General features: G+C 42.1%; 11 protein-coding genes. 7 read left to right on the top strand and 4 right to left on the bottom strand.

Going from position 1 to position 13,188, the window contains the following annotated elements; genetic code table 11:
• Nucleotides 1-3 precede the first annotated feature (3 nt).
• The 4 genes from NK987_RS15200 (at nt 4) to NK987_RS15185 (ending at nt 3,330) form a co-directional block, all read left to right on the top strand.
• The gene (locus tag NK987_RS15200; RefSeq protein ID WP_259264538.1) at nt 4-552 is read left to right on the top strand and encodes a hypothetical protein; all 549 of its coding nucleotides are present in this window, start codon (nt 4-6) and stop codon (nt 550-552) included.
• Entirely contained in the window at nt 533-1,723 is a 1,191-nt protein-coding gene (locus tag NK987_RS15195) for a M20 metallopeptidase family protein (protein ID WP_259264537.1), read from the top strand. Before NK987_RS15200 ends, NK987_RS15195 begins: the two co-directional genes overlap by 20 nt.
• 114 nt (nt 1,724-1,837) lie before the next feature.
• Entirely contained in the window at nt 1,838-2,614 is a 777-nt protein-coding gene (locus tag NK987_RS15190; RefSeq protein ID WP_259264536.1) for a S1/P1 nuclease, read from the top strand.
• A 281-nt stretch (nt 2,615-2,895) separates the two neighbouring features.
• Nucleotides 2,896-3,330 (top strand): DUF4348 domain-containing protein, encoded by a 435-nt coding sequence (locus NK987_RS15185; RefSeq protein ID WP_259264535.1) that lies wholly within the window; start codon nt 2,896-2,898, stop codon nt 3,328-3,330.
• Between the two features lie 51 nt (nt 3,331-3,381).
• Here NK987_RS15185 and NK987_RS15180 read toward each other — a convergent pair whose 3' ends face one another.
• Nucleotides 3,382-5,190, bottom strand: coding sequence for a serine hydrolase (locus NK987_RS15180; RefSeq protein ID WP_259264534.1), 1,809 nt, complete (start codon nt 5,188-5,190; stop codon nt 3,382-3,384).
• Between the two features lie 164 nt (nt 5,191-5,354).
• Between NK987_RS15180 and recG the strand changes: the two genes are divergently transcribed.
• Nucleotides 5,355-7,448 (top strand): ATP-dependent DNA helicase RecG, encoded by a 2,094-nt coding sequence (gene recG / locus NK987_RS15175; RefSeq protein WP_259264533.1) that lies wholly within the window; start codon nt 5,355-5,357, stop codon nt 7,446-7,448.
• 4 nt (nt 7,449-7,452) lie between these two features.
• Here recG and NK987_RS15170 read toward each other — a convergent pair whose 3' ends face one another.
• Both NK987_RS15170 and NK987_RS15165 read right to left on the bottom strand, forming a co-directional pair.
• Nucleotides 7,453-8,640 carry a hypothetical protein gene (locus NK987_RS15170; protein WP_259264532.1) on the bottom strand — a complete coding sequence of 396 codons (1,188 nt, stop codon included), beginning with the start codon at nt 8,638-8,640 and terminating at the stop codon, nt 7,453-7,455.
• A 239-nt stretch (nt 8,641-8,879) separates the two neighbouring features.
• On the bottom strand, nt 8,880-9,983 hold the full coding sequence (locus NK987_RS15165; RefSeq protein WP_259264531.1) for a Gfo/Idh/MocA family protein: 1,104 nt from the start codon (nt 9,981-9,983) through the stop codon (nt 8,880-8,882).
• 137 nt (nt 9,984-10,120) lie between these two features.
• On the opposite strand from NK987_RS15165, the gene NK987_RS15160 reads away from it, so the two are divergent.
• The gene (locus NK987_RS15160; protein ID WP_338021204.1) at nt 10,121-10,570 is read left to right on the top strand and encodes a GlcG/HbpS family heme-binding protein; all 450 of its coding nucleotides are present in this window, start codon (nt 10,121-10,123) and stop codon (nt 10,568-10,570) included.
• Nucleotides 10,571-10,706: 136 nt separating this feature from the next.
• Here NK987_RS15160 and NK987_RS15155 read toward each other — a convergent pair whose 3' ends face one another.
• The gene (locus NK987_RS15155) at nt 10,707-12,341 is read right to left on the bottom strand and encodes a carboxylesterase/lipase family protein (protein WP_259264529.1); all 1,635 of its coding nucleotides are present in this window, start codon (nt 12,339-12,341) and stop codon (nt 10,707-10,709) included.
• A gap of 102 nt (nt 12,342-12,443) precedes the next feature.
• Between NK987_RS15155 and NK987_RS15150 the strand changes: the two genes are divergently transcribed.
• On the top strand, nt 12,444-13,148 hold the full coding sequence (locus tag NK987_RS15150) for an NUDIX hydrolase (protein ID WP_259264528.1): 705 nt from the start codon (nt 12,444-12,446) through the stop codon (nt 13,146-13,148).
• Nucleotides 13,149-13,188: the final 40 nt, after the last annotated feature.

Genomic DNA, 13,188 nt, shown 5'->3' with positions numbered 1-13,188 from the left:
ATCATGAAAAGGTCACTCCTGATTTTGATATTTCCGGTAATTTTGATGAGCTCCTGCGGACTCATAAAAAAGACTGCTTCACCCTCAAGTGAATATGAAAATTACAATGAGGATTTAGATGACTCAAGGGTAATTTATCCTGACCTGGAGGAACAGGTCGCAAAAGCAGAAACCACTACCAAGTATGAAGGTGATGTTGAAACAGCAGATGCAGACCTGGAAATCGCACTAAATAACCTCAAGGAGGCCAATAAAGCAGAAATGTATTGGAGTGGATATACAGTTTTGGTTTACAGCGGTATTGACAGGGACTTGGCATTCAAAACAAGAAATGACTTGTTCACCTTTTTTCCTGATTTTAAAACAGACATGCAATACCAACAGCCACGGTACCTTGTCAAGGTGGGAAAGTTTGTCAACAGAATCGAAGCCCTTACTTATTACCACCAATTGAAAGAAAATTTTCCTTCTTCGAGAATCATTCAAGACAGGTTTTTGAGAGAAGGATACGTCATTCCTGAACCGGTTACGGATGGTCAACAACAGAATTAAGGAATTAGCGGCAGCTTATAAATCAGAATTTATAGCCAACAGGAGGCATTTGCATGCCAATCCGGAACTTTCTTTTCAGGAATTCCAGACGGCTGCTTTCGTAGAGAAACAGCTTAGAGGTTTTGGTATCAATCAAATTGAACACAAAGCAGGAACCGGAATTCTTGCCATCATCGAAGGAAATAGCCCATCCAAAAAAGTAATTGCGCTAAGAGGAGATATGGATGCTTTGCCGATTGTGGAACAGAATGATGTTTCCTACAAATCTACCATTCCCGGTGTGATGCATGCCTGTGGACATGATGTTCATACGGCGTCACTTCTTGGTGCTGCCAAAATCCTAAATGAAATCAAGGACCAATTTGAGGGAACTGTTAAACTTATTTTTCAGCCCGGTGAAGAACTTATTCCCGGAGGAGCTTCCCTGATGATCAAAGACAAAGCCTTAGAAAATCCAAGACCTTCAGGGATCATCGGACAGCATGTGATGCCATTTATCCCTGTGGGAAAAGTAGGTTTCAGAAAAGGGATGTATATGGCAAGTGCGGATGAATTATATATCACTGTCAAAGGAAAAGGTGGTCATGGTGCCATGCCGGAAACTTTGGTCGATCCTGTTTTGATAGCTTCACACATGATTGTTGCTTTGCAACAAGTGGTTAGTAGAAATGCTTCCCCAAAAATCCCATCTGTACTTTCATTTGGTAGAGTGGAGGCTTTGGGTGCAACCAATATTATTCCCAATGAAGTGAAAATACAAGGCACCTTCCGGACACTAAATGAAGAATGGCGTGCCAAAGCCCATGGTCATATGGTGAACATAGCCAAAGGTATTGTAGAAGGTATGGGAGGAGAACTTGATTTTGAAGTACGAAGAGGCTATCCCTTTCTTAAAAATGCCGAGGCACTTACTGCGAGAGCCCAAGAAGCTGCAATCCAATACCTTGGACAAGAAAATGTAGTAGACCTTGATATCTGGATGGCAGCTGAAGATTTCTCTTATTATACTCAGGAGATTGATGGATGCTTCTATCGGTTGGGAACAAGAAACGAATCCAAAGGAATTGTTTCAGGAGTCCATACCCCCACTTTTGACATAGATGAAGATGCTTTGGAAATCGGAGCAGGTCTAATGGCTTGGATTGCAATCAATGAGCTAGGATCTTTGTGATTTAATAAGAAGCAGAATTGAAACAAGCTGAAATATATCAATCTTATTTCTATTGTATTTCAACCTTATATCTCAAGTATTTAAATTGTATTTCCACTTAATTTCAAAATAGAAATGAAAAGTAACAGATCAATTATCCTGACTTTGCTGATTTCTCTGACATTGACTACCCAGTCATTCGCTTGGGGGCCAATCGGTCACTATGTGATCGGAAAACTTGCAGAATGGCAGATGAAACCAAAGACTGTAAAAAAGGTGGAGGAGATACTTCAGCATCAGTCTATCTCAGGTGTCGGAGTCTGGATGGACAATATCCGCTCTGACAAAAAATACGATTATACCAACACCTGGCATTGGGTGACAACTGCCGATGGGAATTATGATCCTGCCATTCAGGAAAAAAACGGGGATGCCTACGAAGCATTTTTGAGAATCAAGGAAAACCTTAAAAAAGGCGGACTTTCTCCGGATGAGGAAAGAGACCAATTACGGATGTTGATTCACATCACAGGGGATTTACATCAGCCCTTTCATGTGGGAAAGCCAGGCGACCGAGGAGGAAATGATGTCAAGGTCAGTTTTTTCAACAAAGAGACCAACATACATGCTATTTGGGATTCCGACCTGATCGAAGGAAAAAAAATGAGCTACACAGAAATAGCCACTGAATTGCAGAAGAGGATCAACCCGGTTTTGATCCAAAAATACACCAATACAGTTCCTGCAGACTGGTTAAAAGAAGCCGCCGCAATGAGGCCTGATATGTATGATATTCCTGAAAATGGCCGCATAGGCTATGAATACATCTACAAACATTACCACCATGTAGAGGAAAGACTGACCGCTGCGGGAATCCGTTTGGCACAGGCGTTAGAAGAAATTTATGGATAAAAGCCAATCAACCATTTTCTTGGAACCGACGCTGTGAAGGGTCGGTTTTTTTATTTTAAAAAATAGGATGAATCAATATCCAAGGCATAAAAATAGGGGAGGATTAAAAAAACAGCGTAATTTTGAATTCTAAACCTAATTCAAAAGGATATTTGGCATAAGCACTTGACAATCTCAAATTTGTTATAGAATTTGGACAATTAATAGGAAAAACAAGTTTGGTTGGATAAGTTTTTCGTATGAGTCCATTTCACCCTGTCCCTTTTTGAAAATTATTTCAAATGAAAAATCACTGTAGGCAAGTCTTGGCTTTCTTGGTATTTTTCAATGTAATTTTTACTTTTTCAGACGGCTTAGCCCAAGGCAAACCCAAAGGCATGGTCAAAATCCAAGGAACTCCCCCTGAAGAATTTCCTGTTTTTTATGAACGTTTTCACTCCGATTCGGCCTTTCAAATGTCAAGAATCATATTTCCCCTTCAAGGATTAAGGGCCGAGGGAATGGAGGAAATTCCTTGGACTGCTGACAATTGGGAACTGATGCGGACAAGGATTTATCAGGTCGACACGACGCAGTTTAAGACCAAAATAAAGAAAAAGAAAAAATATTTTGAACAGACACTTTGGATTGAAGGCACCAAATTTTCCTCCAAGAGGAGGTTTGAACTTCGTGGCAACAGGTGGTTTTTAGTATATGCTTATGAGGGGAGCCTTTAGATTAAAAAAAAAGATGGTGGGATAATCACCCCACCATCATTCATTTTTGTTTCACTTTCTTTTTGCCTTAAATGTCCCGTTGGGCTGGACAAACAATACCTCAGCAATATTCCCTGATTCTCCTTCCACAAATTCCAGTTTGAAGCCATCTAAGACTTTTAAAGCAAATTTGTGCTTTTCCAGCGGGAGAAGCTCGTATTCAGGTTGACCCGGGACTAGCAGGTAGAGGGTATTTTCTCCTTTGATATAAACTTTGGCTAATATTCCAGGCAGTTCGTAATCGCCCACATATTTTTCCAATTCAGCTTTGTCCATGATGACCCCTTTTGGCGTCCTTTTGAATTCGAGAGGGTCTATCGCAGGCTCAAGCTTGGAAACAAAAGAAGAAATCTCCCCGCTGTCATTAGTCCTGAAGTTGAACTGAAGCCCAAATCCACCGACCGTATCTACCTTGCCTTCCACCACTGGATAAGGAGAAAAAATGTCATAATGGTAATGCTTCAGCCACATGTTGTTTTTTCCGGCCTTGGCAAAAAGAGAATCGTTTTTAAAGTAAATGTCCAAGGTACCATATCCGGGATTTGAGTAATCTCCGGTATATTCTACCAAAAGATGAGAAGGTTTGGTTCCTGTTTTTTGAGAAGAGGTTTTGGTCGCCAAAGCTTCTTTCTCGGCTGCTTTGGCTTTGTCAGAGCGTTCCTTGTAGGTTTTATTCCAATCGGTTCTCGTTTCTTTCAGCACCCTGTCACTGATGATATTGCGTGCCAGACTCGGGATGACCGAGCCGTTTTGATTGGCTAGTACTATGATGCCGATACTATCTGATGGGAAGAAACTCACATTAGCAGAAAACCCATCGATATTGCCACCATGTTCGACCCGGTAGTGGCCTTTGTAAGAAGACATCATCCATCCATAGCCATAGCTACTCATGTGCAAATCCGGAAACTCTTTGTCAGGGACTCCACCGCTCATGACCATTTGAGAACTCATGGCTTCTTTGACATAAGATTCTGGAAGGATTTGTTTGTCTTTGAACTTGCCACCGTTGATCCATGTCATGACCCAATTAGACATTTCGGTGACATTGCTATTGATACTGCCGGCAGGTCCCATTGCGGCGATGTCATAGTAATCCATTTTTTTGATGACAGAATCATTTTTGACTTGGTAGCCAAAAGAGGCTTCTTTTCCGTTTTTGAGCCCATCGATATCTGTGCTTGAGGTTTTCATTTCCAAAGGTTGGAAGAAATGCAAGTCAATATTTTCTTCCCAACTTTTTCCTGTGATGCGCTCGGCGATTACACCTTGGGCTAGAAACATGAAGTTGTTATAATACCATCTTTCTCTGACTTTGGCGAATGGTTCTTGGTAGGCTATCCTTTGCATGAGACTATCCCGGGAATTAGTGGAAAAAAGATACCAGCTGATATCATGTCTCGGAAGACCCGTACGGTGTGTCATGATGTCCCGGATGGTGATAAGTTCATTCATTTCGGCATTTTTGAATCTCAATTCAGGAATGTGCTTGATGGGGCTGTCTTCAAATGTGAGTTTGCCTTCTTCCTTTAAAATGCCAAGAAGACCGGATGTAAATGCCTTGCTGCTTGATCCGATGGCAAAATTTGTATTGGGAGTGACGGGAGTTTTGTTTTCATAATCCCGATAGCCAAAGCCTTTGGAGTAGACGATTTTGTCTTTTTCGACCACAGCGACCGCAAAACCGGCAGCATGCCAATCCTTGAGTAAGGCATTGAGTTCAGCGTCTAGACCTGAAAACCTGTCTGAGGAGGATTTTTTTTGACCAAATGCAACCGTTGCGGAAAAAGTAAGAAGGATAAAAAGGAATATGTTTTTCATAATGTGCTTTGGTTAGGAGGGATTAATTTAAAGAATTTGTCTGAGAAACAGTACATCACACATTTTAACTTAGTCTATTTTGACTTTGTATTTAGGATAAAATAAAATTTATAGCAATTCCACTCCTTCCTCTTTAATTTGGCATTTGAACCAAGTTATGCAAATTGTCCTCCTTTTTTGATACCAAAATAGATTACCTCCGCGGTGTAGGTCCCCAAAAAGCAGTTCTCTTCAATAAAGAGCTGTCCATATTTACCTATGGGGAATTGATCCAACATTATCCCTTTCGCTACGAGGACAGGACGCAGTTTTTTAAGATAAAAGACATCAACGAGGACCTGGAGCATGTACAGGTAGTAGCCAAAATCCGATCAATTGAGACGATCGGGGAAGGAAACAGAAAAAGACTTGTTGCCCATATTTTTGATGAGACAGGGGAAATGGAACTCACTTGGTTCAAAGGAATCCAATGGGTCGTCAAAAAACTTATCATTGGTGTTCCTTTTGTCTTCTTTGGTAAGCCCAATAAATACGGAAGGAAATTCAGCATCGCCCATCCCGAGATGGAACCTGTGACTGCCGTGCAGGAGGAAAAGAGTTTTTTCCAACCGGTCTATCCGACGACTGAAAAACTCAGGGCCAAATTCCTTGACTCCAAAGGGATTTCCAAAATCATGGAAGGATTGGTTCAGGTGGCCTATCCTCAAATCCAAGAAACCATGCCGGAGGATGTATTGCAGCGGTTCAACCTGATTTCCAAAAAAGAAGCCGTCAAACAAATCCACTTTCCGGATAATCCGGAAATCCTCAAAAGAGCAAGGTTCAGGCTGAAGTTTGAAGAGTTTTTCTTTGTGCAGCTCAGGTTGCTGAAGTTGAAACTTGCCAGAACCGAAAAGTCAAAGGGTCAGATTTTGAACCAGACTGAGCTGCTGACCAAATTCTATAAAGAACACCTGCCGTTCCAACTAACAGAAGCACAAAAACGGGTTGTAAGGGAAGCCTTTGCTGATATGAAATCCGGAAAGCAGATGAACCGTTTGATCCAGGGAGATGTAGGAAGTGGCAAAACCATGGTGGCTTTTATCTGCATTCTCATTGCCATCAGTTCCGGGGCGCAGGCTTGCCTGATGGCGCCAACAGAAATTTTGGCAAACCAACACCATGAAGGCTTGAAGGCATATGCTGACCTGATGGGTTTGAACATCGCAATACTTACAGGTTCGACAAAGAAATCCGTCAGAAAAATTATCCATGAAACCTTGCTCTCGGGAGACCTACATATCATCATCGGTACCCATGCACTCTTGGAGGATGTGGTCCAGTTCAAAAACCTCGGTCTTGCGATTGTGGACGAGCAGCACCGGTTTGGAGTCGCGCAGCGGGCCAAGCTTTGGGCCAAAAACGAGCAATTTATCCCCCATGTCTTGGTAATGACGGCCACGCCGATTCCGAGGACTTTGGCTATGACGCTGTATGGGGATCTGGACATTTCGGTGATTGATGAAATGCCTGCCGGAAGAAAACCCATTCAGACTGTGCATCGCTATGACAAGGACCGCTTGAAGGTTTTTGGATTCATGCGCAAGCAGATCCAATTGGGAAGGCAGATTTATGTGGTGTATCCCCTGATCGAAGAGTCGGCTACATTGGATCTCAAAAACCTGATGGATGGTTTTGAAAGCATCAGCCGGGCATTTCCAGAATATCCTGTCAGCATTGTCAACGGAAACATGAAACCTGCCGACAAAGACTTCGAAATGCAGCGCTTTGTCAAAGGAGAAACCAAAATCATGGTGGCCACCACAGTCATCGAAGTCGGGGTCAATGTGCCCAATGCATCCGTCATGGTGGTCGAGAATGCCGAGCGCTTTGGTTTATCTCAGCTGCATCAGTTAAGAGGCCGGGTTGGTCGGGGTGCGGACCAATCCTACTGCATTTTGATGACCAAATATGAATTGTCAAAAGACAGCAGGGTCAGGTTGGAGACGATGGTCAGGACCAACAATGGATTTGAAATTGCAGATGTGGACTTGAAGCTCCGTGGACCGGGAGACTTGATGGGAACACAGCAGAGCGGCTTGGCGGATTTGTTGATCGCTGATTTGAGCAAAGATGCCCCGATTCTGACGATGGCAAGGGATGCGGCCCAATTACTTTTGCAGGATGATCCCGACCTGAGTTTACCCAATCACGCCATGGTACTCCGTCAGATCAAAAACCAAAAGAAGCACGCGATTAATTGGAGCAGGATATCTTGATCCCTTAAAATAGCCTGAATCCAACCATGAGATAATTGTTGTTTATCATTGCTTTCCAATTTGGATAAAAGTAATCCAAGTTTCGGGGAACATCCCTTCTATATTCTATTTGGAATCTATTGGCACTAAATCCGAGTCCAAAATTTAAAAACCTGTGATTTTTTGTGAGTTCAATATTAAAGTTATCCACCTGTATGGATGAATCAAGATTTCTTGTAATTACAAAAGCGGAATTGGCGTAAAGTCTGCCCCATGTTCGGTTTAGGAAATAATACCTTACACCTAATGGGAATTCCATTGCTTTAAAATCCAGATTTTGGGTTTCTGGATTTTTGATCCCGTTTGATGTGGTTTTTTGGTAATTTACTTCAAAAAGCAAAGCCCAGGATTTATGTCTATATGGTAAAACATACTCCAGCTGAACTCCGGCATGAAATCCCAAAGGGTTTTCAAATGGATAAAGTACTTGATTTGGAGATACTTTTTCTACTGAAAAACTTGAAAAAATTGTGCCTGCGCGAGCATATAAGTGAAAATGTTTTTGATTTTTATTCGGCTCAAATACAAGTTGCTCAGAAGAATTTGCATTATTAAAGGTCTTAAAATAATCCCTAAGGTATTTAGTTTGGTAACGGATTTTTTCTAAATCCGCTTCATTGAAATCACTGATATTCAATTTTGTATTTAGCTCATTTATGTAGAGTTTGTTCTCTGCAATTCCTTGAGGAGTTTGATACCTTTTATAGACCAGTGGTTTGATGTCAGATCCATCCAATGTATAAAAGAACCTGATTAAATTTTTTGCCTCGTATTGAAACAACGTCGCTTTTCCTTCTACCAATACCTTCAGAAATAAGGTTTCTGTTTCAAATTCCGGATTTCGGCTTGCAGACAAAAAGGAATCTAAATTTGATGATTGATCTAATTGAACTGTAGCCCTGACAAACTTGAATGTACTTCCAATGCCAAATTCCGCAACTTGACTGATTTCTTTTTTTTCCGATCCGGAGGCAGGATTTGCTTTAAATGAAAATTCTTTAGGGTTGTTTTTCCAGTCGAGGTTTTGGATCAGTACATCAGATTTTTTTCCTTCGTTGTCAATAAAATATCCTGGCTCATATACTTCTTGAGCGAAGAGATTTGCGATGAAAATTAAATTCAAAGCAATCAGAAAGAATAATTGTTTTTTCATACTTGGGTGAATCCTATTGGTGGGTGAAATAAGCATGGCAAAGATATTTTTTTTGATTGAAAAAAAGTCGTTTTAGTCAAAAAACTAATAATCAAATTTTAAACAAAAAAGTAACATGTTGAAAATGAGTTTTTTATTGAAAATTAATTAAAAAAATTTGGTCTTGGAGTTTCATTTTTTGAATCTCCAAGACCAAAGGATATACGGCTATAAGTATTTATTATTTTACTTTTCAGGGATTATATCATTACCTTTTTCACCGTTTTGGCGGATTCGAGGATGGCATTGACGATGCGGATATCTCTCAATCCTTCTTCGCCCGGAACAGGCATTGGCTTGCCTCCCATGATGGCCAAGGAATCCATGTCCATTTGGTTGGCTTGTTGCCAAGGCACCTGGTAAGGGGAGTTGATCTCTCCTATTGGGCTTTTTCCTTTATTGCCTGAATAGGCCGAAAACGGTGCCATTTCGATCAAGCCTTTTTCGCATTTGATGTTGAGGAAGTTGGTGTTTTCAGCAAAGGAAGTTTTGATATTGCCGATCACACCACCGGGAAATTCCAATTGGGCTTCGACTATCTCACCCAACCCATCCTTGTAGATTTCTGGTCTTTCGGTCCACACCTTGGCCGCATTGATGGCAATAGGTTCCATGCCGCTGCCCAATCGTGCGCCCTGAATGGCATAGACACCCATGTCATAGATCACGCCTCCGCCCATTTCTTTTTTTTGTTTCCAATGGTCAGTCCTTCCTTCTCTATATCCTGCAGCACAGTCCACTTGAAGTACTTTACCGAGTTGACGTTCCTTTACTATTTTTTGGTAGGCAAGTGTGTTTGGTTCGTGTTGACAACGGTAGCCGATCGAAAGGCTCACTTTATTTTTTTTGCAGGCATCGATCATGGTCTGACATTCCTGTACGGTCATGGCCATGGGTTTTTCACACCATACATGTTTGCCCGTGGCTGCAGCTTTGACTACATATTCCATGTGCATCGAAGGTGGAAGGACAATATAGATCACATCGATATCAGGATTATTGGCAATGCCCGACATGTTTTCATAGTTGTATATGTTCTTGTCCGGGATGTTGTATTTGGCTTTCCAGGTTTCTGCTTTTGCGGGAGTTCCTGTTACAATTCCGGCAAGGTGGCAGTGCTTGGTAATCTGAAGTCCCGGTGCAAGTAAATCAGTACTGTAATATCCCAAGCCAACCAAAGCAACGCCAAGTTTATCTTTCTTTTGAAAATTGCTCGAGGCAATTAAGCTAAATGGAGAAAAAAGACTTGCTCCTGTTACAAGAGTGAGGGTTTTGAGGGTATCCCTCCTGTTGAAGTTTTTCATATTTAATAGGTTTAAGGTTTATTGTTGTTGTCAAAAATCTTAACATCCTGAATTTAGCCATTTTTGGACTATCGTTCAAAAAAATCCTTAAATTAGAAGGGAATCCGATTTTTCACATAATCCAAAACACTATGAAAATGCTCTTATTAACCGTTTTATTCCTCCTTCCTGTTTTTGCTTTTGCCCAAGGAACCCATAAACCAGTACTTACCCTAGAAGAAGCAATGCGGATGGCTGACGCAGCCGAAGCCAAAGCAAAGCAGGAAAACTGGAATGTGGTGATTGCGATTTTGGATGATGGCGGACACCTGATAACGCTGAGACGAATGGATGGGGTTCAGCTGGGGAGCATTGACTTGGCACAGACCAAAGCCAAGACCGCTGTTTTTTACAAAAGAGCATCCAAGGTTTTTGAAGATCAGGTCACACAGGGAAATAACCGTCCTTTATCCATGCCGAATGTTTTTGCTTCAGAGGGAGGAGTTCCCATCATAAAGGATGGGGTAGTAATCGGGGCAATCGGGGTTTCAGGAGTGACCTCTGTTCAAGATGGCATCGTGGCAGCCGCGGGGTTGGGAGTGCTTTGATTTTTTTTAACCAGATTAAATTCCTTCAAAAATCATTCCTTGAAGGTTTTATATAATCATTCAAAAAATCATAGTTGGCGCAAAAAATCCCCTTCTGAAATTACCAGAAGGGGTTATGGTTTAATAGGGAGTAAAATTATTTGTTGTTTTTGAATAACCGGTCGTGGAACCTGTACCGGGCGTCGTTGGATGCTTTGACAGTTTTTGATTCTGTATTGATCACCATCACAGGAGGATTGTCATCTTTAGGCAATGCCTTCGGCCATTCGGGTAGTCCTTCTCCATTGGGATTACCTGTTTTGACAAAGTTGGTGAAGAATTCCAGCATGGTTTCTGAAGTTTTATAATCATCTTCTGTCCAGGCAAATTCTTTGATTCGGTCAAGATTTCCCATGGCATACTCGATTTCGGCGGCATGTGGTGCGCCGAGGTCTTTTGGTCTTGGAGGCGCATTGTTTGCTCTTTTGGAAGTCCCTCCTGCTAGGCCTGTTTCCAAAGTCTGATCCACCAACGGCGGTCTCAGTTTGGCATACAGGTATCGGTAGACAGGTTGATCTGAGTTGCTGCGGTGAAGGTCAAACCACTTCCAAGTGCTGTAAGAAATGAACCTGTCACCTGCCAAATCCATGGCCGAGTAAGCCACCTGCTCTTCTGTCTCATGCGGATACAGTTTCAACACTTCCTCAAAATCATTCGGATAAGCCTGCTTTACTTTGGTGATGAAATTTTCTTTGGTATTAGGTAAACCCTGCATAAATGCTGCGGCAGGATTTTCCTGGGTATTCCAGCCCAAAAGCAAAGGAACCTGGGCCTGCTCTCTTGCATTGAAGATTTCAACCAAGCTTTTTGGAAGTACATGTCCATCAAGGACAACAGGGAATCCAAACCTGCCTGATTCATTGTACATCTCATAAATATCGCGGGCGGGCATTTTTCTCATTTCGGCAATGCTTTTGACCCCGAATTTCTGCAGGAATTCTACTCCGATTTTTTCAGCTTCTGCCAAAGTGGTCGGGGCCAAAGCCGAAACACCTGATCCACTTTCTCCTATGGCACCCGCAATCAGATTTCGGGACAATGGAGAGGCCATTTGGTAACTCACTGCAATTGAGCCTGCAGATTCACCTGCAATGGTCACTTTCTTTGGATCTCCTCCAAAAGCGGCAATATTTTCATTGACCCATTTCAGGGCCATTGCCTGATCCAATAAGGCATAGTTTCCTGAAGCTTTGTATGGGGCTTCAGCACTCAATTCAGGATGGGCAAGGAAGCCAAAGATGTTGAGTCGGTAGTTGACTGTCACGACGACTACGCCTTTTTTGGCCATGCTTTCACCGTCATACCGCGGTTCGGCACCGTCGCCTGCCACGAATCCCCCTCCGAAGAAATAGACCAAAACCGGCAAATCTTTTCTCGTCCTGGTTGTCGGAGTCCATATATTCAGGTAAAGACAATCTTCACTCACGCCGTTGGACCTAGAATTCATATCACCCCAAATGAGTTTTTGCATAGGTCTTGGACCAAATTCTTTGGTGACCTTCACTCCGCTCCAATTTTCCAATGGTTGTGGCGCTTTCCATCTCAATTCTCCTACCGGAGGTTTAGCAAATGGAACTCCAAAGTAGGTTTGGATTCCGGTCTTGGTGTTGTAATCTCCTTCAATGATCCCGTTTTTGATAGTGGCCTGTACTGGAAAAGCGTCTTTTCCCTGAGCAAACATGGCAGATGAAGTCATAAGAAGGAAAACTAAAGTGAATAGGCTATGTTTCATTTTGGGTTGGGATTTGGTTCTATTGTAACATATTGAGACAATAATAATTGTTTGTTAACATTTTTCCTATTTACTTGATGCTTGATTCATTCGCCCCAAAGCATGACAGTCCTTGAAACGCAGGGTTTTTTACCCCATATCGCATTTGATTCGGTTATTTTTGGTTTCTCAAAAGGAAAGTTGAAAATCCTGCTCATGGAATACCATGATACAGGCTGGCTGGCTTTGCCCGGAGGTTTTGTCAGGAAAGAGGAGGACTTGGATGAGGCGGCAAAACGCGGACTGAAAGATAGAACGGGTCTGGACAATATCTACCTGGAGCAGTTTTATACTTTTGGAAACATGGCAAGGTTCAAACCTGAGGTGATGCAGACAATCTTGGAAGCGAACGGTTTTTTTTTAGATCCGGACCATTGGATGCTGGACAGGTTTATTTCAGTCTCTTATTTTGCCTTGATCAATTTTGAAAAGGTGATCCTCACCCCTGATGAATTGTCCGATTCGATTGCTTGGTACGAAATCGACAGCCTACCCAAACTGATTTTGGATCACAATGCGATCGTGACCAAAGCATTGCAGACCTTGAGGGAAAATCTGGAAAGGAAGCTTATTGGCGGAAATTTACTACCGGAGCGGTTTACGATGAATGAATTGCAGCAAGTCTATGAAGCCATTTTTGGCCAAAAACTCCGAAGGACTACCTTTCAGAGAAAAATGCTCGGATTGGATATTCTTGAAAGGCATGAAAAACTATACACCGGCAAAAGCCATAAAGCCCCGTATCTTTATAGTTTTAGGAAGGTCTAGATTCTCAAATATTCTGAGATTCAATCTCTGCATTATATTT

Origin of the sequence: Aquiflexum gelatinilyticum (assembly GCF_024813435.1) — a bacterium.
Lineage (GTDB): Bacteria > Bacteroidota > Bacteroidia > Cytophagales > Cyclobacteriaceae > Cognataquiflexum > Cognataquiflexum gelatinilyticum.
This window is presented reverse-complemented; position numbering and strand designations above follow the sequence as displayed.